This is a genomic window from Stenotrophomonas maltophilia complex sp. Om-AH-Sm3, assembly GCF_059337855.1.
The window spans coordinates 1-22,030 of the sequence record NZ_JBYBLQ010000021.1 but is presented as its reverse complement, the minus strand read 5'-3'; the positions used below and the strand labels follow the sequence as shown (position 1 = coordinate 22,030).

The window sequence follows — 22,030 nt, the reverse complement described above, 5'->3', positions numbered from 1 at the left end:
CTCTCCAATTCGTTGTTGTCCATCACCGCCTCACGGATCCAACCGGTAGAACACCAGCCCGTCCGGGCCCACGGCTACCGGCTCTTCGCTGGCGCCCAGTTGCCGGTAACCGGTCAGACAGTACTGCCCATCCATGACCCGCGCATCACTCTGTCCCGGCAAGCGGTGTGCCAGCAGGTGGGTGACTCCGGCTCGACGGAGCATCGCACGGGTCTGCTCCGCCTGCGAACGGCAGAACATTGAACGCAGGTCCCTGGCGAAGTAGCCGTAGCCCGAACCCAGCCTGACGTTGAACAGGTAATCACGCTGGGCGAACGGCAGATAGGGAGTGACATACATCGACGGCAGCACCCAGTCCTCGCGTCCGTTAAGCACGATCGCATAGGCAGGCGCCAACACGACCGCGTCATCTGGCAGTTGGCTCTCCGCGCGCCGGAACGCACGCACATCCGCCTCGGTGATCGGGAACGTCCAGCCCTGATCAGACGGGGTTACTCCCTTGATATCCACCAGGACGAAGGCGGCGACCAGCACCACCGCCACGCCACCCACAAGCACGTTTACCGGCACGCGAACCCAGCGCCGCGCTGGCAACGCCGGGTAGCGCCACTGCAGCAGCGCATCTGCAGTCATCACCAGCGTCGCCAGCAGCAGGGACCAGTGCAGGAGCACCGCGTACATGCTCAGCAGGCCGATGTAGCGCTGCGTGTACGTGCTCAGCAGGCTGGCTTCAAGCGTTTCGTGCCCCAATGCAAGCGTGGTGATGTTCGACACGCGAAGCGCCACGGCCACGGCAATGATCAACGCGATCTGGGCAGCCAGCAGCAGCGAGAACGCGCGGCGGCGCCGGATCGCTTCGGGCGCGATGGTCAGCATGGCCACCGCAAGCACGGAGGTGATCGCAATCAGCAGACGCGTCACCGGCAACAGCCGCTGCCCCATCAGCTGCTGCGACTCGGGCAGATACTGCATGCCGAAGCCGGGTTGGGGCCCATACCACAGCTCCCAGCGCAGTACCTGCATGATGTGCTCGAGAAACGCATCAGAGGTGCGGCTGAGTTCGGCCGGGGTGGCCAGCATGTGCAGCCCCAGTGTCTGTTCCACGAACTGGCGTACCGGTGGCAGCGCTTCTGCCATCAGTTGCAGGTAGTAGGGATCGGTGACCAGCAACAGGCCGCCGAGCAGGCCGCCGCCGACCATGCCCAGCAACGGAACGGCAACCTTGCCGCGCATCGCCCGGGCACGCCACCACAACGGGGCCATCAGCAGCAGCCAGGCCGGCACACTGAAACTGACAAAGGCAATCGCCAGCGATGGGTTGAGCTTGGCCGCCATGGCCCCGGCCAGCGGCAGGCTCAGCCAGGCCAGCAACCACGAACGAAGCGAACGGGCAGGCTCGAGCCAGGCGAACATCGCGCACAGGACCGGCAACAACAGAGTCGAGAAGGCCGCCAGCCGCCCGGTGCTGTTGAGATCGTCCACCGGGTACAGGAACATCGTGCCGCGCAGGATGGCGTAGCCCAGAACCACCGCAAGCAGAGCCGACCACATGCCCTGCGCAGGGTGGGACAGCGCCCGCGCCCGCATCCACAGGAAGATCACTTCCACGAACGCGAACACGGCCAGTGTCGCCTGCAGCACCGGCTGGATCTTCAGGAACGGGCCAATGTGCGCACCCAGCCCCGGCCAGGCCCACAGTGCTGCGAACAGGTGCAGCATTTTCGGGTACTTTTCCAGCCAGTCTGTATGGCCTGCAGTCAGCTTCGGATAGCCCGCATTGAACAGATCCAGGGCGAATGCAATGTGCTGATGCGTATCCAGGCCCAGGGCACCGGCGCGCAGGGAGTAGTGCGACGCCGCCTTGAGCAGCAAGAGCGCAGCCAACAGAGCGAGCAGCAGGCATGCCGGGCCGCCGAGGCGGTGCGCCTGGCGTGCCTCCGGCGCGCACGGCTTCCGCCACATGATGGTGACGGAAGCTGCGACCACGGCCAGGCACATCAGGGAAAGACCAAGAGGCAGGCCCAATGCCCGCCCCCAAACCCAGGTCAACGGTGCCAGCAGCAGCCAGAGCACCACCAAGCCTGTCTGGCCCAGCAACACGCGCACGAAGATCGCCGGCGACTGCAGCACCGCATCCAGCCGGAACATCCGGGCGACCAGCTCGCCCAGCCCCGCCATGCCGGCAAAACCGACGGCAAGCAGCAGCAGGAACTGCGCCTGCTCACCACTGTGCACAAACGGCACGGCGAGCAGGGCCAGGATCACGACCGGCAACAGGTAGGCGCGCAGAGTCTGGCCGCGCACCGGCCACACAGGGGCATCATTCACAATCAAGATTCCATCTTCAACCTCACGCCTCAAGGCGCAAGGCGCAAGGCGTCCATTACATCTTCGGCGATCCTGTCGAAACTCCCCGCGCGCAGCAGCGGATGTTCCAGGCACGCAATCGAACCTGGCATCATCTGCCTCCGTTCGCATGCATCGACCTGGGCCATCAATGCCGCACAGATCGCCTCCGGAGTCATCGATTCCAGCGAGACGATGTTCTCTGTCGTCTCGTCCAGGTGTTTGTTGTCATAGCGATTGGTGACCACGCCCATTCCGAACGCGGCCATCTCCAGCGGTGGATAGCTGGGATGTGGCGACACCATCAAGGACAGTCCCAAGGCCGAAGTGGACAAGAGCTCAGCGTAGGCATCGATGTTCAACTTGCCCAGTGCCTTCAGACTGAACGGTCCCAGGTCCAGGTCGGACTGCAGCTCACCGGGCGCGGAGACCTCCCACTGTGCTGCACGTGCGTCCTTCCATCCCCACAGGCGCAATCCTTCACAGATCAACTCGAACGCATTTCGCGGCGTACCAGGGCGCGCATAGACCACGATGCGGCGATCACGCGCAGCCGGCGCATTGCGGACCTGTTGCAGGGCCGGCCGAAGGCCGTCATGCAGCACCGGCTCGAACACCGAGCGCTGCGCGTAGCGCAGATCGTGCTGTTCAAAGAAGTCGGCAAGCAGGCCCGTATTGAAAATTCCGATGTCACGATCGCAACGGTAGGTACTCAAAGCCAATGCGTACTGGCTGGACCATGGATAGAACCCTGGCTCGAAATCCTGGATCAGGTAGACCATCGGGCGGTCAACGCCGCCATTGTTGCCCTGCCATTGCAACATCCGCTGGGCCGCGTATGCGGTCCACCAGGCGGTTGCCACCCAGATGTCCTCGCCGGCAACCGGCAGGGTCTTCTGATAGCGATCGCTGAACGGTACGATCTGGCGCATCGCACTGGAGGTCTGGTCTGCCGGGACCAGCGTATGGTCGGAGAAACGCGAAAGCGCTTCTTCATCCGGTGAACTGTCGACCAGCACGATCCGCGATGCGGGGAAATGCCGGCACAGCTCACGATAGATCAGCACGGCTGTGTGGATGCCGCCGAAGTAATGTTGCTTATTGATCGACGGCAGCACCAGATTCAGCCGCTTGCCTTCCCAGGCATCATGCCTGGGCGTACATGGGGTGATCTCGGCGACGTTGGTACTGGGGGTGGGCGCACCGGGAGCGCTTGCATCCAGCCGCGCGGCGACGCGCCGCAACAGGTTACCCAGGCGACTCATTGCGCGCTCCCGCGCAGACGGGGCGACGAGGCCATGTAGTCCAGGTTCGGGCTGAAGAACGGATCGCCTTCTTCGCGATACGGCGAATACGCTTCGGCCGAGCGCACGAAGTCGCTCTCGGGGATCGCACGCGGATCACGCGTCTTGGACTCGTGATGGATCATCACCGCGCGTGCGACGTACACAGTGGCCAGGCCACGCGCATGCGCGCGCAGGCACAGCTCCACATCACTGCCGCAGACAATGAAGGATTCATCGAACCCGCCCAGCGACTCGAACGTGTCACGCGCCACCACCATGCAGGCCCCCGTCACGGCCAGCACCTGGCGCTGCAATACCGGCGACACGAACAGATTCTGGTTGTGCACGGGCGCCTCGCCCTTGAAGACGTGGTCGGCCCAGCCACCCATGCCGATCACAACACCGGCATGCTGGATGGTGCGGTCGCCGTACAACAGCAACGGACCGCACACGCCCACGTCCGGTCGCAGCGCATTTTCGGCAAGCCGCTGCAGCCACTGTCCGTCGATGATCTCGGTATCGTTGTTGAGGAAGACCAGAACCTCGCCACGCGCCTCGCGGGCAGCCAGATTGTTCAGTGCCGACCAATTGAACGGTACGTCTGCGCGGATCACCCGGAAGCTGTCACGGCGGGACATCGCTTCCAGCCACTGCAGGGTCTCATCCTGGGTTGAACCATTGTCGACAACGATGATCTCGAAGGCGCGGTAGTTCGTCTTCGCGTACAGCGATTCCACACAGGTACGCAACAGGTCCAAGCCATCGCGGGTCGGGATGACGATGCTGGCCAAGGGCCCCTTGTCCGCATACGGATAGCGAACGTCATAGCAGAACAGCTGTTCGCCATCGTCCACCTGCGCCCCGGGATGGATTGCCTGCACATGCTGCAGCAGCGCGCGGCGACCGGCGTGGTGCGCATAGGGCTTGGAGCCGGCATTGGCCGCAGTGGAACCGGCGTGCGCGCGCCAGTGGTAGAGCACCTTGGGAACATGCGCGATGGTGGCGCCAGCTGCCGCACAGCGAAGCACCAGATCGTAGTCCTGCGAGCCGTCACAGTCACTTCGCAGCCCACCCAGCTGATGGACCAGCGCGGTGTCGAAACTGACCAGGTGTCCCAGATACATCTGCGACAGGAACAGGTCCAGATTCCAGTCGGGCTTGAAGTACGGATGGCGAAGGCGGCCGTCTTCGCCCAGCACATCATGGTCGGTATAGACGACACTTGCCGATGTGGCCACATGGCACGCGACCACCGCAGCCAGTGCATCCGGCTCCAGCAGGTCATCATGGTCGAGGAAGGTGATCCAGCGCCCCTTGGCCAGTGCTACCGCAGCGTTGGTCGTGGCCGCAATGCCCTGCCGTTCGCTTGAGCGTGAAACACGCAGGTTCGGCAACCGCCGCGCCAGTTCTTCCAGCACGCGTGCCACGTGCGGTTGATCGGACGCGTCATCGTGGATGCACAGCTCCCAGTTCGAGTAGGTCTGTGCTTCGACGCTGGCCACGGCCTCGCGCAGGAACACCTCCGGCGTGTTGCAGACCGGCATCACAATGCTGATCAGGCCGGCGTCGGCCGGAACCGTGGCCGGCGCCTGCTGGCGCAGCCATTCGGTGTAAACGTCCGGAGGCGTGGTCGCTGCTTGTGTGTGCGATCCATTGGCATACGCGAGAATCGCCCGGGCCAGATGCTTGGGGCCCCTGCTGGCAGCACGGGCCAGAGCAGAGAGGATGGTGCCGACAGAAACACCCTGTCCCTGCGCGCGACGAATGCTCCAATAGATTCCGCGAAGCAGATTACCCATCTTGGACATCAGGCATTACCTCGTTGATTCAGTACGATCACTTTTCGGTTGCCCCATCGCATCAAGACACGCCCCAACCCACCAGCGCGCCAATGACGAGGCACCCCAGCGCCAACCCCACCATTGCGGCTTTCCACTTGCGGCGCGAGCGCTGGTAGTCCGCCGTGCGCTGCTGCAGGCGCTGCTCGAGCTCACGTTCCACATCCAGTGCCCGCAGACGGGCGATCTCCGCGGCCTCCACCAGTTCGCCAATGCGCGCCTGGGCGCGCTGCGCCTGCTGCTGCTCATTGGCAATATGCGCCTTGAGCTGCTGCTCCCGTTGCTGCCATTCCGCATGGTGCGCGGTCCAGCTGGCGTTCGCCTCATCCTTGCTCTGCTGCAGCTGCTGCGCATAGGTGGCGGTGGCACCCCACTCGCGCTTGGCCACAGCAAGATCGGTGACGTAGGCATCCAGCAGCCGCGCCGTGGACTCCCATTCCCTCTCGGAATTGGCAGTACGCACAGCGAGGTCACGCAACCCGCCCGCAAGCCCGGTCAGCAGCGCAGTCGCTTCCACGTCGAGTTCGGAACGGAACGGCGGATTGGCCTGGAGGCGCGCGGCATCGCTCTGCAGTCGCACCGCCACGCAGTACTCGCGATAAGGTTGGTCACTGTGGTCGCCGGCGAACACCCGACTGTTGTAGAGACGGTCGGCGGCGCTGACCAGTGGTTCCAGCTCGGGGAACTTCACCTTGATGAAATGAGCGCCCATCAGGCTGGACCACAATGCGGCATTGCCCTGGCCGAAGCGCAGCACCGTCATGCCAGCGCTTTCAAATGCGGCAACGATTTCGGCGGTGTCGACCAGGCCGAACTCCTTGTGCTCCTGCAGCCAGACGTAGTCCTCGCCGAACAGCTCATGCCAGCGGCCATTCGCATCCAGTTCCGCATCGCGCACCCAAGGCTGGTCCGGCGGGAAGCCGACAATGACCGCACGGCCGGCGACACGCGCCATTTCGGTAGCGGCCTTGGCACGCAGGGGAGCGGGAATATGCTCAAGCACGTCCAGCGAAACCACCGCGTCGAAGCCCTGCTCCGGGAAAGGCAGCGCAGTGGCGTCTGCCACAACGAAGTCCTTCTCGTCCCCTTCGGCATGCAGATCGGTGTACAGGAACGTCGCCTGTGGCAGGAACTGCCCGAGCAGGCGCTGACGGTTGGCCCCTACTTCCAGCACCCGCGGCGCAGGCAGATCCAGCGCTTGCAACAGGTGCGTCGCCGCACCGTAGCGCTGGTAATGGTCAAAGGGAATTTCAAGAAGCGTCGGGGTCATGGACCTTCCACTCATGCGGGATATAGACCACGCCCTCACTGAAGTAGGGTGCGGCCACGGTGAAGACGCTGGCTTCGGACAGATAGTCCAGGCAGACCAGGCCCTTGTCAGTGAACAGTCCCACGTCAACGCGGTAGCTGCCGGTCAGCAGGGTCATCGATGGAATGCAATAGCTGACGCGATGAGACCCCCGCGAGGTGGGAATCACCACCCGCTCAAGATAGGTATTGGGACCAAAGATGTGCAGGCCATCCATGCCCTTGATCGCGACCCCCAGCAACAAGCCATCGACCACTTCATCGCCAACGGTATAGCTGATGTCCACCGTCAACGGCTCGAAGGGCGCGAGCATGTCGGTACTCAGTGCAACCGTTTCAAGGTGGGCCGGGATGCTGCCCGGGGCTGGTGCCTGGCGGACTTCCGCGCCCTCTGCCACGGCAAGGTCCTTGCCCAGTTCATAGTCGCGGAAGCGGTCGGCGACGAAGCTGGCTTCGCCATGCAGCTTGACCTTGCCGCCTTCCAGCCACAACGCGGTCTGGCAAAAACGTTTGACCTGTTCGAGCGAATGCGACACAAACAGGATGGTGGCGCCCCGTGCACGGATCTGTTCGATGCGTGCAAGGCATTTCATCTGGAAGCGGATGTCACCCACCGACAACGCTTCATCGATGATCAGCACATCCGGTTCGGTGTGGATGGCCACCGAGAACGCCAGGCGCACATACATGCCGCTGGAATAGGTCTTGACCGGCCGGTCGAAGAAATCGCCGATATCCGCGAAGTCGATGATCGACTGAAGCTTGTCGTCCACCTCTTTGCGGCTCAGTCCCAGCAGCGACGCACTCAGGTACACGTTGTCGCGGCCGGAGAAATCCGGATTGAAACCCGCCCCCAGCTCGAGCAGCGCGGCGAAGCGCCCGCGGATACTGACCGAGCCCGACGTCGGACGCACCGTGCCGCACAGGATCTGCAGCAAAGTCGACTTGCCGGCGCCGTTGCGACCGATGATGCCGACCGTTTCTCCCTTGGGCACGACCAAGGTGATCCCATCCAGCGCTCGGAAGGTACGGCTGGCCCGATCACCGGAAGGCTTCAGCAGCGACAACAAGCGGTCGCGCGGGTTGGCATAGACCGGATAGTCCTTGGTCACGTCCAGCACTTCGATGGCCGCGTCAGGCGTGGCCTGCAACGTGGTGGTCTGCGGGTTGTTCATAGGACGTCCGAGAAGCCGCGCGAGAGGCGACGGAAGAGCGCGTAGGCCAGCATCGCCGCCACCACGGAAAGCAGGAAGTGCGGCAGCAGTGTCGCCATATCAGGTGCCGAGTTCTGGACAGTCACCGCACGCAGTTGTTCGATGGGCGTGACCAGCGGGTTGAAATATACCAACCCCCTGGCCGCCTCTGGCATCGCATGCGCCGGGAAGAAGATAGGACTGAGGAACAACAGCACGCTGCTGAGGATGCCGACAAACTGTCCGATGTCGCGCAGATAGACCCCGAGCGCCGACAGCGACCAGGCTATCGCAAGCAGCATGGGCGTCATTTCAAGCAGGATCAGTGGCGAGGCGAGCGCCCACGCCGACGGCAGCCCCGACTGCCAGGTCTGCGCGACCAGCAGGATAGTCAGGCCGATGCCGGCGGTCGTCAGCGCTGCGGCCACCTTCACCATCGACAGCACCGGCAGGGGAAAGACCACCTTCTTCACGAAGTTGGGTTGCCCAGCGATGATCCCAGGGGCCGTGATCAGCACTTCCGACAGCAGCGTGAACGGTACCAGGCCCGCAAACAGCATCAGCGCGAAGTCGCCGGTGGATTCGGCACCCGCCCATCGCGCCTTGAATACGCCACTGAACACCAGCGTATAGACACACAACATCAGCAACGGTTGCAGGACCAGCCAGAGAACACCCAATGTGGTGGTGCGGTACCGCGCTGCCAACTCACGCCCCAGCAGCTGGCGGAACAGGAACAGGAGATTGGCGTGCTTCTGCATGGATCAGCTATTCCCTGCCGACAGCGCATTTTCCAGATCCACCTGCAGATCCCCCAGTTCCTCCACCCCCACGCTCAGCCGCACCAGTGCATCACTGATCCCCAGCTGCTCCCGACGCGCCACCGGGATCGAGGCATGCGTCATCACCGCCGGATGGTTGACCAGGCTTTCCACACCGCCCAGCGACTCGGCCAGGGTGAACAGTTCGGTCTTCTCGCAGAAGCGCTTGGCGGCCTCGAAACCACCCTTCAGCACGATCGAGACGATGCCGCCGTAGCCGGCCATCTGCTTGCCGGCCAGCTCATGCTGCGGGTGAGACGGCAGGCCCGGGTAGATCACCTTCTCCACCGCCGGGTGCTTTTCCAGCCACTGCGCCAGCGCCAGCGCGTTGGCGCAGTGCGCCTTCATGCGCAGCGGCAGGGTCTTCAGGCCACGCAGGGCCAGGAAGCTGTCGAACGGGCCCTGCACGCCACCCACCGAGTTCTGCAGGAACGCCATCTGTTCGGCCAGTTCGGCGTTGTCACCGACCACGACCATGCCACCGACCATGTCCGAATGGCCGTTGAGGTACTTGGTGGCCGAATGCAGGACCAGGTCTGCGCCCAGTTCCAGCGGGCGCTGCAGCATCGGCGAGGCGAAGGTGTTGTCCACCACCACGATCAGGCCATGGCGCTTGGCGATGGCAGCGACCGCGGCGATGTCCACGATCTTCAGCATCGGGTTGGTCGGGGTTTCAATCCAGACCATCTTCGTCTTCGGCGTGATCGAGGCTTCAAAGGCCGCCAGATCGGTCAGGTCGACGAAGCTGAAGTCCAGCCCGGCGGTACGGCGGCGCACGCGCTCGAACAGGCGGAAGCTGCCGCCGTAGATGTCGTCCATCGCCACCACGTGGCTGCCGGCGTCCAGCAGCTCGATCACCGTCGAGCTGGCCGCCATGCCCGAGGCGAAGGCGAAGCCACGGGTGCCGCCTTCCAGCGAGGCCACGCAGCGCTCATAGGCAAAGCGCGTCGGGTTGTGGGTACGCGAGTACTCGAAGCCCTGATGCTCGCCCGGGCTGGACTGGGCATAGGTCGAGGTGGCGTAGATCGGCGGCATCACCGCGCCGGTGCTGGGATCGGGCGACTGGCCGCCATGGATGGCCAGCGTGGCCAGGGCCAGCGCGCGGTCGGGCGAAGAGGAGTTGGACATGTGGTTTCCTGAATGGCGCCGACGTGCGGCGCCGTCAAAGGATCGGGAGTCTATCAGCGCAGCCTTAACGAGCTTTGACGCGAATAAACCGGAATTCAGCGGTGAACGGCAGCGATCAGCGGTTTACTGCACGCGACGGCGCAGATAGTTCAGCAGGTCGATGCGGGTGATCAGGCCGAGGAAGGCGTCACCGTCCATCACGATCGCCACCTGCCCGCGGTCGAACACCGGCAGCAGGGCCTCGATCGGCGACTTCACGTCCAGCCGGTCCAGCTTGCTGACCATCGCGGTGGCCACGGTGTCGCGGAAGCGCGCTTCGTCACCATAGACATGCAGCAGCACGTCGCTTTCATCGACGATGCCGACCAGCTGCTCACCGTCCATCACCGGCAGCTGCGACACGTCATACAGCTTCATGCGCTGGTAGGCGGTGGTCAACAGGTCGTTCGGACCGATCACCACCGTGTCGCGCTGGCCGTACGGACGCAGGATCAGGTCGCGCAGGTCACCGTGCTGCGGGCGCTCCAGGAAGCCGTTGTCCAGCATCCAGTAGTCGTTGTACATCTTCGACAGGTACTTGTTGCCGGTATCGCAGACCAGCACCAGCACCTTCTTCGGCGTGGTCTGCTCCTTGCAGTACTTCAGTGCCGCGGCCAGCAGGGTGCCGGTGGACGAACCGCCGAGGATGCCTTCCTTGCCCAGCAGCTCGCGCGCGGTGTGGAAACTCTCGGCATCGCTGATGGCATAAGCCTTCTTGACACGGCTGAAGTCGGAGATCGAGGGCAGGAAGTCCTCGCCGATGCCTTCCACCAGCCAGCTGCCCGACTTGTCGTTGAGCACGCCGTCGTTGATGTACTCGGCAAGGATCGAGCCGACCGGATCGGCCAGCACCAGCTCGGTCTTCGGCGAGAGCCTGGCGAACGCACGCGACAGGCCGGTCATGGTACCGGAGCTGCCGCAGCCGAACACGATGGCGTCGAGGTCACCGCCCATCTGTTCGAGGATCTCCGGGCCGGTGCCGAACTCATGCGCGGCCGGGTTGTCCGGGTTGCCGAACTGGTTGATGAAGTAGGCGCCCGGGGTCTGCTCGGCGATGGTCTTGGCCAGGTCCTGGTAGTACTCCGGGTGGCCCTTGGCGACGTCCGAACGGGTCAGGCGCACTTCGGCGCCCATCGCCTTCAGGTTGAAGATCTTTTCGCGGCTCATCTTGTCGGGAACGACCAGGATCAGCTTGTAGCCCTTCTGCTGGGCCACCAGTGCCAGGCCCAGGCCGGTATTGCCAGCGGTACCCTCGACCAGGGTCGCCCCCGGCTTCAGGTCACCCCGCTGCTCCGCTGCCTCGATCATCGAAAGGCCGATGCGATCCTTGATCGAACCGCCCGGATTGGCGCTCTCGAGCTTCAGGTAAAGCTCGCAGACGCCGGTGTCCAGGCGCTGGGCCTTGACGATCGGGGTCTGGCCGATGAGTTCGAGGACGGAAGAATGGATGGGCATTCGGAGGACTTTCGATTCGCGCCACGCAGGGCCGGACCGATGATTATCCGACGGATGGCGCTGAATGTCAGGTCGGCGCGGGCATGCCGCCCGCCGTCCCGTAGAGGGATGCGGACGGCCCCGGGTCGACGAGGAGACCGGTACCGCCCGCATCGGTGAGTTGTGCCTGCAGGCCAAGGCACCACCGCCTGTGGTGCCTTGGCGCGGCCGCCTCATCGGCGGTGCCGCGATGCCGGGGCAGGAGCGCCCGGCCGGACCATCGATGGCCGGGTCACGCCGTTCCGGGCGTGACGGGGTGCGTCAAAGCGTGGGGGACGTCGTTGGGAGCGGTGTTTCGTACATTCGCAGAAGTCGTTGCTTGGCCAGCAGCTTCTCGCGCTTCATGCGACCCAGGGTGACATCATCGATCGGGAGTACACCCAGCTCCGCGTCCATGCACTTCTTGTTCAACTTGCGGTGCTGGTCATGGAGTGCCCTGAACTCCGGATCACGCGCGCGACGTGCGTCGATCTCGCTCTGGGGCTGATCTTCAAACATGATGGACCTCCTTCGACAGATACACGAACGCCCCGGCCGCAAGGCACGGGGCGTTGTTCATGGAGGAGTGCCGGCCGATGGCCACCTGGACGCCTGCAACGACCTGCGGCACTGGCCTGCGCACGTCGATCTGCTGCGGTTCGCGCCCTGCTTGCATCGGCCCGGCCCTCCCATCGTCCGGTCCGCGGCATTGCGTCCCGGACGATTGACCCTACGCCTGCTCAGGGCGGGGTACAAGACCCCTGCGACAAAAAGACCGAACCCCGCCGGGGCGGGGTTCAGGCTGAATGCTCATTGCAACGAAAAACAAACAATATCAATGCATTACGGCGCGATGATGACCTCGGCCGAGCGCGCCCGGGTGGACGCAGCCTTCTTGCCACTGACCTGGATCCGGTTGCTGGCGACACCACCTGCGACCAGGGCGTCGCGCAGCGCTTCGGCACGCTTCTGGCCCACGCCGTTGGCACTGTCGTAGGCCTCGATGCGCAGGCGCCCCTTCTTGCCGATGTTCAAGTACTCGGCGAGCGCTTTGGCCTGGTTGCGGGCGCCGCCAGACAGGCTGGACGCACCTGCAGCGAACGCGTCGCCCCCGAAGGTGAAGACCTCACCGCGCGCATCGAACCTCGAACCCGGCAGCTTCTGCCCGGACACCAGCTCGGCTTCCTCCCGGGCCAGCCTGGCAGCGTTCTGCTGGGCAGCGCTCAGACGCTGCTGCTGCTTGCCGGCCACGCTGGTCAGGGCGTTTTCGGCGTCCTGGCGGGCCAGGGTTTCGGCCTCGGCGGCCTGGCGCAGGCGTTCGGCCTCCTCGGCCTGCACCTGCGCCTGCATGCGCAGCTGCTCGGCTTCCTGGCGGGCACGGGCGGCATCGCGGCGGCTGGCCTCGATCAGCAGGTCGCTGCGGGTACGCTCCAGGCGGTCGACCTCGCGCGCGGCCAGCGCGGTGCGCACGGCGGTCTCGGCAATCTCCACCCGGCGCTCGGCCAGGTACGTGGCCAGCTCCTGGTCGCGGCGCTTGGCCTTGTCCAGGGTGGCGATCGCCTGCTGCGCCTGCATGCGCTCGAAGGCGCCCAGCTCAGCGGTATCGGGGTTGGCCTGGATGGCCATCAGGCGCTGGCTCAGCTGCGCCACCATCGGGTTGTCGGCGGCAGTGGCCAGGGTCGGCAACGCCAGCAGCGCGGCCAGGGTTGCGGCGGTCATCGGCTTCACCGGCGGTCCTCCCCGGTCGACAGCTGGCGCTGCAGCTGGTTGACCTCGTTGCGGCGCAGCTGCAGCTGCGCGGTGACGGTGGCTTCCTCACTGCGGACGCGGGCCAGGTCGGCATCGGCGGCGGCGCGCAGGGCCATCGCCGGGGCGTTCTTGCGCTCGCGGCGGTCGCCGGCGGCGCGCTGGGCCTGCTCCAGCCCCTGCCGGGCCAGCCCGATCAGGTCCGGGGCGTACTGGTCGGCATCGGCCCGGGTGGCCTTGTCGACCGCCTGCCGGGCCTGCGCCAGTTCCAGGGCGGCGTCCTGCGCCCAGGCGGGGGCAGACAGTGCGAATGCAAACGCCATCACATACAGGCCATGGCGCATTCGTGCGAAGCTAAGTCGTTTCATTGGGGAGGCCGTACCGGTTGTCGGTTCACGGCCATTGTCGTCAAGCCGACACCGTGCTGGCAACGGGCGTCGGCCGTTTCGTTGGGGAAAATTCGCAATGGATATCGGCTACTTCCTGAAGCTGATGACCGAAAAGAACGCTTCGGACATGTTTCTGACCACCGGGGCACCGGTCTACATCAAGATCGAGGGGAAGCTCTATCCGCTGGGCAACACCGGCCTCCCGCCGGGCATGGTCAAGAAGATCGCCTACTCGCTGATGGATGAGGGCCAGGTGCCGCAGTTCGAGCGCGAGCTCGAGCTCAACATGGCCATCGCCCTGCCCGATGCCGGGCGCTTCCGCGTCAACGTGTTCAAGCAGCGGGGCGAGGTCGGCATGGTCATCCGCGCCATCCGCAGCCGCATCCCGAGCATCGAGGAGCTGAACCTGCCGCAGGTGCTGAAGGACGTCATCATGACCCCGCGCGGGCTGGTGCTGGTGGTGGGGTCCACCGGCTCCGGCAAGTCCACCTCGCTGGCGTCGATGATCGACCACCGCAACAGCACCACCACCGGTCACATCCTCACCATCGAGGATCCGATCGAGTACCTGCACAAGCACAAGATGTCGATCGTCAACCAGCGCGAGGTCGGCCTGGACACCCATGCCTTCCACAACGCGCTGAAGAACGCGATGCGTGAAGCGCCGGACGTGATCCTGATCGGCGAGATCCTGGATGCGGAGACGATGGAGGCGGCGATCGCCTTCGCCGAGACCGGCCACCTGTGCCTGGCCACCCTGCACTCCAACAACGCCGACCAGACCATCGAGCGCATCCTCAACTTCTTCCCGGAAAGCGCGCACAAGAACGTGCTGATGAACCTGGCGCTGAACCTGCGCGCGGTGATCAGCCAGCGCCTGGTGAAGAACAAGGAGGGCCGACGCCTGCCGGCCACCGAGGTGCTGATCAACACTCCGATGATCCGCGACCTGCTGCGCCGCGGCCAGGTGCACGAGATCAAGGCGGCGATGGAAGCCTCGCTGGAGGAAGGCATGGAGAGCTTTGACCAGTGCCTGTTCCGGCTGGCCAAGGCCGGCATCATCGAGCAGGAGGAAGCGCTGCGCGCAGCCGACTCGCGCGATGGCCTGGCCCTGAAGTTCCGCCTGTCCGAGGGCAGCAGCGGCGAGCATGACCCGTACGCCGATTTCTCGGCGGGCGCGCCCAGCATCACCCACGGCTTCTGATCCCACGAAAAAGGGGACGGAGGGGATTAAGTCGTTTGTGCACTTGCGACTTGATCCCCTCCAATCCCCATTTTCTGAAGAGTTCAGGGGCGGTCTCATCCAATGAGACCCCTCATCCGTAGGTTTCCTCAATGGAAACCATCCGCAAGCTGGCCATTCTGGCTGATGCCGCCAAGTACGATGCCTCCTGCGCCTCCAGCGGCTCGGGAAAGCGCGATTCGCGCGCCAGTGGCGGTATCGGCAGCACCGAGGGCATGGGCATCTGCCACAGCTACACGCCCGATGGCCGCTGTGTTTCGTTGCTGAAGATCCTGCTGACCAACTTCTGCATTTACGACTGCGCCTACTGCGTGAACCGGGTCTCCAGCAACGTGCCCCGTGCGCGTTTCAGCGTGGATGAGGTGGTCACGCTCACCCTGGACTTCTACAAGCGCAACTACATCGAGGGCCTGTTCCTGTCCAGCGGCATCATCCGCAATGCGGACTACACCATGGAACAGATGGTGGAAGTAGCCCGGCAACTGCGCGAAGAGCACCGCTACGCCGGCTACATCCACCTCAAGACCATTCCCGAGGCCTCGCCGGACCTGCTGGCCAGCGCCGGGCGCTATGCCGACCGTCTGTCCATCAACGTGGAACTGCCGACCGAAGCCGGCCTGAGCGCCTTGGCGCCGGAGAAGACGGTTCATTCCATCCGTGGCGCGATGGGGGAACTGCGCTGGCGCATCGAGGAAGCCAAGGAAGCTCGCAAGGCCCCCGCAGCGGTGGCACCGACGGCCAGCCGCAGCACGCGGGCGCGCCCTCCCCGTTTCGCACCGGCCGGGCAGAGCACCCAGATGATCGTCGGCGCGGACGGGGCAAACGACCAGCAGATCCTGGCCAGCGCCGACAGCCTGTACGGCAACTACCGCATGCGCCGGGTCTACTACTCCGCGTTCAGCCCGATTCCGGACGCCAGCCGGCAGCTGCCACTGCAGCCGCCACCGCTGCAGCGCGAACATCGCCTTTACCAGGCTGACTGGCTGCTGCGCTTCTACGGCTACGGCGTGGATGAGATTACCGATACCACCCAGGACGGCATGCTCGACCTGGATATCGACCCGAAGATGGCCTGGGCGATCCGCCACCCCGAGCGCTTTCCGGTCGATCTGAACCGGGCACCGAAGGAAATGCTGCTGCGCGTGCCCGGCCTTGGCGTGCGCAACGTCAAGCGCGTGCTGATGGCACGCCGCCACGGGCGGCTGCGCGTGGCCGACATCGCGCGCCTGAAGGCACCGATGAGCAAGCTGCTGCCGTTCGTGCTGCTGGCCGACCATCACCCGCGCAAAGCACTGGATGATCCGGCGGCGCTGCGCGCGCAGCTGGCCCCGCCGCCGCGACAGGGTTCGCTGTTCGATGCCCCGTCCGCGGCCTGACGCGCAGCGCTGGTCGCTGCGGGTGGATCCGCCATGGTCGCTGGAGGCCTGGCGCAGCGGTGCGCGCGAAGCCCTGCTGCGCGGCGTCGCGCCGGAGCAGCTGGACTGGCTCGAGGGCAGCGACGCATCACTGCTGGACGCGCCAGCGGTCACCTCGGCGCCCGCACAGGCCGACGCTGGCGCACCGACGGTACCGCGCGACTTCCTGGAGCTGGCGGACACCTGCCTGTGCCATCGCGACGGACAACGCATGGCCCTCCTGTACCGGTTGCTGTGGCGCATCGCCCATGGCGAACGCTCGGTGCTGTCAAACCCTGCCGATGCCGACGTACTGAGGGCGATGGCCATGGCCCAGGCGGTCCGCCGCGACACGCACAAGATGAAGGCATTCGTGCGCTTCCGCGAAGTGCCTGGCCAGCCTGATGCGTTCATCGCCTGGTTCGAGCCACAGCACCACATCGTCGACCGGGTCGCGCCGTTCTTCGCGCGCCGCTTCACCGGCATGCGCTGGGCCATCCTCACGCCTTCGCGCAGTGCCTCCTGGGATGGGCAGGCGCTTGCCTTCGGCCCCGGTGCACGACGCGAGGATGCCCCGGCCGAGGATGCACGCGAGTCGCTGTGGCAGACCTATTACGCCAGCATTTTCAATCCGGCCCGGCTCAACACGCGGATGATGATGCAGGAGATGCCGGCCAAGTACTGGCGCCACCTGCCTGAAGCCCGATTGCTGCCGCGCCTGGTACGCGACGCCGCCGACCGCGTGCAGGAAATGCATGACCGTCCCGCGCAGGCACCGCAACGCAGGATTCCGCTGCGAGCGAACCCTCCGGCATCGGCAGCCGAAGCCAGCAGCCTGAACAATCTGCGCGGACAGGCCAGCGCCTGCCGCCAGTGCCCGTTGTGGGAGCACGCCACGCAGACCGTATTCGGCCAGGGGCCGGCAGGGGCCGAGGTGATGCTGGTCGGAGAACAACCCGGCGACACCGAGGATCTGCGCGGGCAGCCGTTCGCAGGACCCGCCGGCCAGGTGCTGGACCGCGCACTGGCGGAGCTGGGAATCGATCGCGCCCAGCTGTACCTCACCAACGCGGTGAAGCACTTCCACCATGAGCGGCGCGGCAAGGTGCGGCTGCACAAGCGACCGGAAAGCCGCCACATCCAGGCCTGCCGCCCCTGGCTGATGGGCGAGATCGCGCGTGTGCGGCCCAGGGTGATCGTGTGCCTGGGCGCGACAGCGGCAGCCTCGGTGTTCGGTCGTGACTTCGACCTCTCGCGCGACCGCGGACGCTGGCACACCCTCGAAGACGGCACCCGCGGCTACGCCACGGTGCACCCGGCGTGGGTGCTGCGACAGACCGACGATGCCCGCCGCGAGGAGGCCTACCGGGTGTTCCGCGATGACCTGGCCCGATTGCGGCAGAAAGGGGACGGAGGGGATTAAGTCGTAAGTGCATATACGACTTAATCCCCTCCGTCCCCTTTTTTCAGGCGGCGTCGAGCTGGTGTTCCGGGCGGGCGCGGTCGAAGGCATCCAGTGCCTGGCAGGCCGCTTCGATGCGGCGCAGGGTCGGGTACGGTGCCAGGTCCAGGCCGAAGCGGTGGGCGTTGTACAGCTGCGGCAACAGGCAGATGTCGGCCAGGCCAGGACGGTCGCCGTGGCAGAAGGTGCCGGTGTCGCGGCTGTTGGCCAGTATCGCTTCCATCGCGTCAAAGCCTTCGGCGATCCAGTGCAGGGTCCACTGCGTGCGGGCGTCGGCAGGCAGCTGCAGGTCGCGTTCCAGGTACTGCATCACCCGCAGGTTGTTGATCGGGTGGATATCGCAGGCTACCAGCTGGGCCAGCGCCCGCACCCGTGCGCGGCCGGCGGCGTCGGCCGGCAGCAGCGGCACCTGTGGGAAGCGCTCTTCCAGGTACTCGATGATCGCCAGCGACTGGGTCAGCGTGTGCCCATCATGCAGCAGGGTCGGCACCAGCTGCTGCGGATTGAGCGCGCGATAAGCCTCATGGTGCTGCTCGCCACCGTCGCGCACCAGATGCACCGGCCGCGCCTCCCAGGCCAGGCCCTTCAGCTCCAGCCCGATGCGCACGCGGTAGGCGGCGCTGGATCGCCAGTAGGTGTACAGCACGATGCCGTCGTCGACCGGAATCTCCATCGCCGCCTCCATGCTCAGGGCTTGGCCGCCTGTTCGATGCGCTGCTCGATCGCACCGAAGATGCTGTTGCCGGCAGCGTCGAGCATCTCGATGCGGACCACGTCGCCGAAGGACATGAACGGCGTGCTCGGCTTGCCGTCACGCAGGGTCTCGACCACGCGCTGCTCGGCGAAGCATGAGGCACCCTTGCTGGTGTCTTCGTTGGCGATGGTGCCCGAGCCGACGATGGTGCCGGCACCCAGCGGGCGGGTCTTGGCCGCATGCGAAACCAGCTGGGCGAAATTGAACTGCATGTCCACGCCCGCTTCCGGCGCGCCGAACCACTGGCCGTTGATGTGGGTCAGCAGCGGCAGGTGCACCTTGCTGTCCTGCCACGCAGCGCCCAGCTCGTCAGGGGTGACGAACACCGGCGACAGCGCCGAACGCGGCTTGGACTGCAGGAAGCCGAAGCCCTTGGCCAGCTCGCCCGGGATCAGGTTGCGCAGCGAGACATCGTTGACCAGGCCGACCAGCTGGATGTGGCCGGCGGCCTGTTCCGGGGTGGCCGCCATCGGCACATCGTCGGTGATCACCACGATCTCCGCTTCCAGGTCGATGCCGTAGTCCTCGCTGACCACCCTGACCGCATCGCGCGGGCCGTAGAAACCGGCGCTGGTGGCCTGGTACATCAGCGGGTCGGTGTAGAAGCTCTCCGGCACCTCCGCACCACGGGCGCGGCGCACGCGCTCGACATGCGGCAGGTAGGCGCTGCCATCGACGAACTCATAGGCACGCGGCATCGGCGCTGCCAGTGCCTGCGGATCGAGATCGAACACGCCATCGGCGTCGCCGGCGTTGAGCGATTCGTACAGGGCGTTCAGGCGCGGTGCGATGTGGCTCCAGTCCTCCAGGGCCTGCTGCAGGGTGGCGGCAATGCCGGTGGCGCGCACGCCGTGGCGCAGGTCGCGCGAGACGACGATCAGGGTGCCGTCGCGGCCGCCTTCCTTCAAAGAACCAAGCTTCATGGGTGGGTGTCCGGAGTCGTGGGCAAACAAGTTTCAAGTGTAATCAAATCTGCGGCGGCGCCAAGCTGCAGCGCGGCATCGGCCCACCCTACCGTAGTGGGGGGTTCGGCAGGGCTTGCAGCCCTGCACCTGCTTCAAGCCAAGGCAACAGCCGACGCAACAGCAACAGCGGGCATTCCGTGGGATGGCGAGGCACTGTGGGTTTGCGGGGACGCCGTAAACCCATCCATGGGGGCTTGGTCGCGGCATCCATGCCGCTCACACCCCGCAAACCCACAGTACCCCGCCTTCGACAGTAGGCCGGTGGCCAGTAGATCCACGCCCTGCATGGATGAAATCTGTCAGATATCGAATGAAATTCCGGGGTCAGATCCGTTTTCCTGCGGAAAACGGATCTGACCCCATGCCATTCCGACAGATCGCAGGAAACTGTCGAAGGGGGGGTGGGTCCGGTGGCGGGAGTGTCCGCGGCATGGATGCCGCGGCCAAGCCCCCAGGGACGGGTTTACGGCGTCTCCCGCCACCGGACCCACCCCGCCATCCCACAGGAAATCAGCTTTTGCCGTTGCCATTGCCATTGCCCTGGCCTCTGCGGGTGCAGGGCGCAGCCCTGCAGAGAGAACCCCTACCTGAACAGGCCTTTTTGCGTGAAGTCTCAAACATCGTTTAGACTTGCGCGGTCTGCAGCGGCCGTCCGTTTCCCTTCGGGATCGCCGGCGACCAGGGTCCGCCCTCTTCGCCCGCCCCCACTCCGACGCCGTTCGTCACGCATTCCAGCCTGCGCTTCGTGCCGGCTGCACCCAATTCTCGCAGCGCGGTTCACGGGAACGCTCCGAGTCAGCCGATCACTTTGATCTGCCCCCGTCTGTCCGTTCGGACAGGCGTTTCTTGTACCTGGAGCAATCTCAATGTCTTTTGAATCGCTGGGCCTGGCGCCCTTCCTGCTGCGTGCGCTTGCCGAGCAGGGCTACGAAAACCCGACCCCGATCCAGCAGCAGGCGATCCCGCTGGCGCTGGCCGGTCGCGACCTGCTGGCCGGCGCACAGACCGGTACCGGCAAGACCGCCGCGTTCGGCCTGCCGCTGCTGCAGCACCTGGGCACCGCCTCGCAGGAAGTGCGTGCCGGCCCGCGCAAGCCGCGTGCGCTGATCCTGGCCCCGACCCGCGAACTGGCCACCCAGGTGCATGACAGCCTGCGCGGCTACAGCAAGTACCTGCGCATTCCCAGCGCCTGCATCTACGGCGGCGTCGGCATGGGCAACCAGCTGGACATCCTGCGCCGTGGCGTCGACCTGCTGGTGGCCTGCCCGGGCCGCCTGATCGACCACCTGGAGCGTCGCAGCGTCGACCTGTCCGGCATTGAACTGCTGGTGCTGGACGAAGCCGACCGCATGCTCGACATGGGCTTCCTGCCGTCGATCAAGCGCATCCTGGCCAAGCTGCCGAAGCAGAACCGCCAGACCCTGCTGTTCTCGGCAACCTTCGAGGACAACATCCGCCAGCTGGCGCTGGAGTTCATGCGCAACCCGGAACAGATCCAGGTGACGCCGAAGAACACCGTGGCCGAAACCATCACCCATCGCGTGCATCCGGTCGATGCCGGCCGCAAGCGCGACCTGCTGCTGCACCTGCTGGCGCAGGACAGCCGCGAGCAGACCCTGGTGTTCGCCCGTACCAAGCATGGCAGCGACAAGCTGGCCACGTTCCTGGAAAAGTCGGGCATCAAGACTGCGGCGATCCATGGCAACAAGAGCCAGGGCCAGCGCCTGCGTGCGCTGGGCGACTTCAAGGCCGGACGCGTGACCGTGCTGGTGGCCACCGACATCGCCGCGCGCGGCATCGACATCAACGAGCTGCCGAAGGTGATCAACTTCGACCTGCCGATGGTGGCCGAGGACTACGTGCACCGCATCGGCCGTACCGGCCGCAACGGCGCGACCGGCCAGGCGATTTCGCTGGTGGCGCAGGATGAAGTGAAGCTGCTGCGCGCGATCGTGCGCCTGCTGGGCCGCGACATGGACATCCGCGATGTGCCGGGCTTCGAACTGCAGACGCCGATCCGCTGGGGCAACAGTGCGCCGGGCAAGGCCGAGCACGATACCGGCGAGCGCGCACCGCGCAAGAGCCACGCACGCCGTCCGCACGGTGATGCGCCGCGCCATGCGCATGCCGGCCCGAAGAAGGCCGGTGGCGGCCGCCGCGAGGGTGGTGGCAACGGCCAGCAGCGTGCGGGTGCAGGCGCCGGTCAGGGCCAGCGTCGTGGCGGTGGCGGTAATGGTGGCGGCCGTGGCCGCGGCCAGGGAGGCAACGGCGGCGGTCGCGCCGGCTGATCACAGCTGACAGCTGTTGTGCTTCCCGTTGCGCGGGAGGCTATCGAGGGACGGCGCTGACGCGCCGTCCTTTTTTGTTGCTGGCTACCGGGTGATGAAGCACGCGGTGGCGGTACCGAGGGCGGATGGGCATGGGGCAGCGCAGAACACGCTGTAAATACGTCCATGTAAGCCGAAGTCGCGATTCCTGGCTGTGCTTTTGCTTTTGCCCTTGCTCCCGTCTTGGGGTCTGATGCGTCCGCGCCCGCAGGAAACCGTCGAGGGGCGGCCGGGCGGGCTGCGCAGGACCGTTGGCGCCATGGATGGCGCCATCGAGCCCCCAAGGACGGGTTTACGGCGTGTCCTGCGCAGCCCGCC

Annotated in this window: 17 protein-coding genes and 1 pseudogene; 4 read left to right on the top strand and 14 right to left on the bottom strand. The window is 65.5% G+C overall.

The genetic code is table 11. The annotated features are described in order from the left end of the window. Positions 1–30 precede the first annotated feature (30 nt). The 12 genes and pseudogenes from AC10QF_RS18335 to AC10QF_RS18280 all read right to left on the bottom strand — a co-directional run bounded on the left by AC10QF_RS18335 (position 31) and on the right by AC10QF_RS18280 (position 13,522). The gene (locus tag AC10QF_RS18335; RefSeq protein WP_494542640.1) at positions 31–2,328 is read right to left on the bottom strand and encodes a hypothetical protein; all 2,298 of its coding nucleotides are present in this window, start codon (positions 2,326–2,328) and stop codon (positions 31–33) included. A gap of 29 nt (positions 2,329–2,357) precedes the next feature. Further along, a complete protein-coding gene (locus AC10QF_RS18330; RefSeq protein WP_494542639.1) occupies positions 2,358–3,611 on the bottom strand; it encodes a rhamnosyltransferase WsaF family glycosyltransferase in 1,254 nt (417 codons plus the stop codon). After that, entirely contained in the window at positions 3,608–5,440 is a 1,833-nt protein-coding gene (locus AC10QF_RS18325; RefSeq protein ID WP_494542638.1) for a glycosyltransferase family 2 protein, read from the bottom strand. The genes AC10QF_RS18330 and AC10QF_RS18325 overlap by 4 nt, the downstream gene beginning before the upstream one ends. Before the next feature lie 52 nt (positions 5,441–5,492). Further along, entirely contained in the window at positions 5,493–6,425 is a 933-nt protein-coding gene (locus tag AC10QF_RS18320) for a wsae (protein ID WP_494542654.1), read from the bottom strand. Continuing rightward, positions 6,426–6,740, bottom strand: a pseudogene (locus AC10QF_RS18315) (class I SAM-dependent methyltransferase); the annotation flags it as partial. Further along, on the bottom strand, positions 6,721–7,953 hold the full coding sequence (locus AC10QF_RS18310; protein WP_005415166.1) for an ABC transporter ATP-binding protein: 1,233 nt from the start codon (positions 7,951–7,953) through the stop codon (positions 6,721–6,723). The pseudogene AC10QF_RS18315 and the gene AC10QF_RS18310, both read right to left, overlap by 20 nt. Then, on the bottom strand, positions 7,950–8,732 hold the full coding sequence (locus tag AC10QF_RS18305) for an ABC transporter permease (RefSeq protein WP_005415165.1): 783 nt from the start codon (positions 8,730–8,732) through the stop codon (positions 7,950–7,952). The genes AC10QF_RS18310 and AC10QF_RS18305 overlap by 4 nt, the downstream gene beginning before the upstream one ends. Before the next feature lie 3 nt (positions 8,733–8,735). Further along, the gene (locus AC10QF_RS18300) at positions 8,736–9,920 is read right to left on the bottom strand and encodes a cystathionine gamma-synthase (RefSeq protein ID WP_065196205.1); all 1,185 of its coding nucleotides are present in this window, start codon (positions 9,918–9,920) and stop codon (positions 8,736–8,738) included. Between the two features lie 123 nt (positions 9,921–10,043). After that, a complete protein-coding gene (locus AC10QF_RS18295; protein ID WP_005415163.1) occupies positions 10,044–11,414 on the bottom strand; it encodes a pyridoxal-phosphate dependent enzyme in 1,371 nt (456 codons plus the stop codon). A 300-nt stretch (positions 11,415–11,714) separates the two neighbouring features. Beyond that, the gene (locus AC10QF_RS18290; protein ID WP_005407964.1) at positions 11,715–11,951 is read right to left on the bottom strand and encodes an HP1242/YdcH family protein; all 237 of its coding nucleotides are present in this window, start codon (positions 11,949–11,951) and stop codon (positions 11,715–11,717) included. Between the two features lie 324 nt (positions 11,952–12,275). Continuing rightward, on the bottom strand, positions 12,276–13,160 hold the full coding sequence (locus AC10QF_RS18285) for an OmpA family protein (RefSeq protein ID WP_494542637.1): 885 nt from the start codon (positions 13,158–13,160) through the stop codon (positions 12,276–12,278). Beyond that, positions 13,157–13,522, bottom strand: coding sequence for a DUF4398 domain-containing protein (locus AC10QF_RS18280; RefSeq protein WP_447906389.1), 366 nt, complete (start codon positions 13,520–13,522; stop codon positions 13,157–13,159). The genes AC10QF_RS18285 and AC10QF_RS18280 overlap by 4 nt, the downstream gene beginning before the upstream one ends. Before the next feature lie 121 nt (positions 13,523–13,643). Between AC10QF_RS18280 and AC10QF_RS18275 the strand changes: the two genes are divergently transcribed. The 3 genes from AC10QF_RS18275 (at position 13,644) to AC10QF_RS18265 (ending at position 17,627) form a co-directional block, all read left to right on the top strand. Then, positions 13,644–14,771, top strand: a complete 1,128-nt coding sequence (locus tag AC10QF_RS18275) for a PilT/PilU family type 4a pilus ATPase (protein ID WP_014035879.1) — start codon at positions 13,644–13,646, stop codon at positions 14,769–14,771. A 131-nt stretch (positions 14,772–14,902) separates the two neighbouring features. Then, positions 14,903–16,186, top strand: a complete 1,284-nt coding sequence (locus tag AC10QF_RS18270; RefSeq protein WP_049414453.1) for a putative DNA modification/repair radical SAM protein — start codon at positions 14,903–14,905, stop codon at positions 16,184–16,186. Next, a complete protein-coding gene (locus tag AC10QF_RS18265) occupies positions 16,167–17,627 on the top strand; it encodes a UdgX family uracil-DNA binding protein (RefSeq protein ID WP_494542636.1) in 1,461 nt (486 codons plus the stop codon). Before AC10QF_RS18270 ends, AC10QF_RS18265 begins: the two co-directional genes overlap by 20 nt. 43 nt (positions 17,628–17,670) lie before the next feature. On the opposite strand, the gene maiA is transcribed toward AC10QF_RS18265, so the two are convergent. Together maiA and AC10QF_RS18255 are read right to left on the bottom strand one after the other, a co-directional pair. After that, on the bottom strand, positions 17,671–18,339 hold the full coding sequence (gene maiA / locus AC10QF_RS18260) for a maleylacetoacetate isomerase (RefSeq protein ID WP_049414451.1): 669 nt from the start codon (positions 18,337–18,339) through the stop codon (positions 17,671–17,673). Between the two features lie 14 nt (positions 18,340–18,353). Continuing rightward, the gene (locus AC10QF_RS18255; protein ID WP_099486317.1) at positions 18,354–19,343 is read right to left on the bottom strand and encodes a fumarylacetoacetate hydrolase family protein; all 990 of its coding nucleotides are present in this window, start codon (positions 19,341–19,343) and stop codon (positions 18,354–18,356) included. A 908-nt stretch (positions 19,344–20,251) separates the two neighbouring features. Here AC10QF_RS18255 and AC10QF_RS18250 point away from each other — a divergent pair. Beyond that, positions 20,252–21,673: a DEAD/DEAH box helicase gene (locus tag AC10QF_RS18250; RefSeq protein ID WP_049414254.1), complete on the top strand. Its 1,422-nt coding sequence runs from the start codon at positions 20,252–20,254 to the stop codon at positions 21,671–21,673. The last annotated feature ends 357 nt before the right edge of the window (positions 21,674–22,030 follow it).

Coding starts and splice junctions, on each gene's coding strand:
- AC10QF_RS18305 (WP_005415165.1), bottom strand. CDS start 8,732: ATGCAGAAGCACGCCAATCTCCTGTTCCTGTTCCGCCAGCTGCTGGGG.
- AC10QF_RS18290 (WP_005407964.1), bottom strand. CDS start 11,951: ATGTTTGAAGATCAGCCCCAGAGCGAGATCGACGCACGTCGCGCGCGT.
- AC10QF_RS18325 (WP_494542638.1), bottom strand. CDS start 5,440: ATGTCCAAGATGGGTAATCTGCTTCGCGGAATCTATTGGAGCATTCGT.
- AC10QF_RS18280 (WP_447906389.1), bottom strand. CDS start 13,522: ATGCGCCATGGCCTGTATGTGATGGCGTTTGCATTCGCACTGTCTGCC.
- AC10QF_RS18310 (WP_005415166.1), bottom strand. CDS start 7,953: ATGAACAACCCGCAGACCACCACGTTGCAGGCCACGCCTGACGCGGCC.
- AC10QF_RS18320 (WP_494542654.1), bottom strand. CDS start 6,425: ATGGCGCGTGTCGCCGGCCGTGCGGTCATTGTCGGCTTCCCGCCGGAC.
- AC10QF_RS18295 (WP_005415163.1), bottom strand. CDS start 11,414: ATGCCCATCCATTCTTCCGTCCTCGAACTCATCGGCCAGACCCCGATC.
- maiA (WP_049414451.1), bottom strand. CDS start 18,339: ATGGAGATTCCGGTCGACGACGGCATCGTGCTGTACACCTACTGGCGA.
- AC10QF_RS18255 (WP_099486317.1), bottom strand. CDS start 19,343: ATGAAGCTTGGTTCTTTGAAGGAAGGCGGCCGCGACGGCACCCTGATC.
- AC10QF_RS18265 (WP_494542636.1), top strand. CDS start 16,167: ATGCCCCGTCCGCGGCCTGACGCGCAGCGCTGGTCGCTGCGGGTGGAT.
- AC10QF_RS18250 (WP_049414254.1), top strand. CDS start 20,252: ATGTCTTTTGAATCGCTGGGCCTGGCGCCCTTCCTGCTGCGTGCGCTT.
- AC10QF_RS18300 (WP_065196205.1), bottom strand. CDS start 9,920: ATGTCCAACTCCTCTTCGCCCGACCGCGCGCTGGCCCTGGCCACGCTG.
- AC10QF_RS18275 (WP_014035879.1), top strand. CDS start 13,644: ATGGATATCGGCTACTTCCTGAAGCTGATGACCGAAAAGAACGCTTCG.
- AC10QF_RS18330 (WP_494542639.1), bottom strand. CDS start 3,611: ATGAGTCGCCTGGGTAACCTGTTGCGGCGCGTCGCCGCGCGGCTGGAT.
- AC10QF_RS18270 (WP_049414453.1), top strand. CDS start 14,903: ATGGAAACCATCCGCAAGCTGGCCATTCTGGCTGATGCCGCCAAGTAC.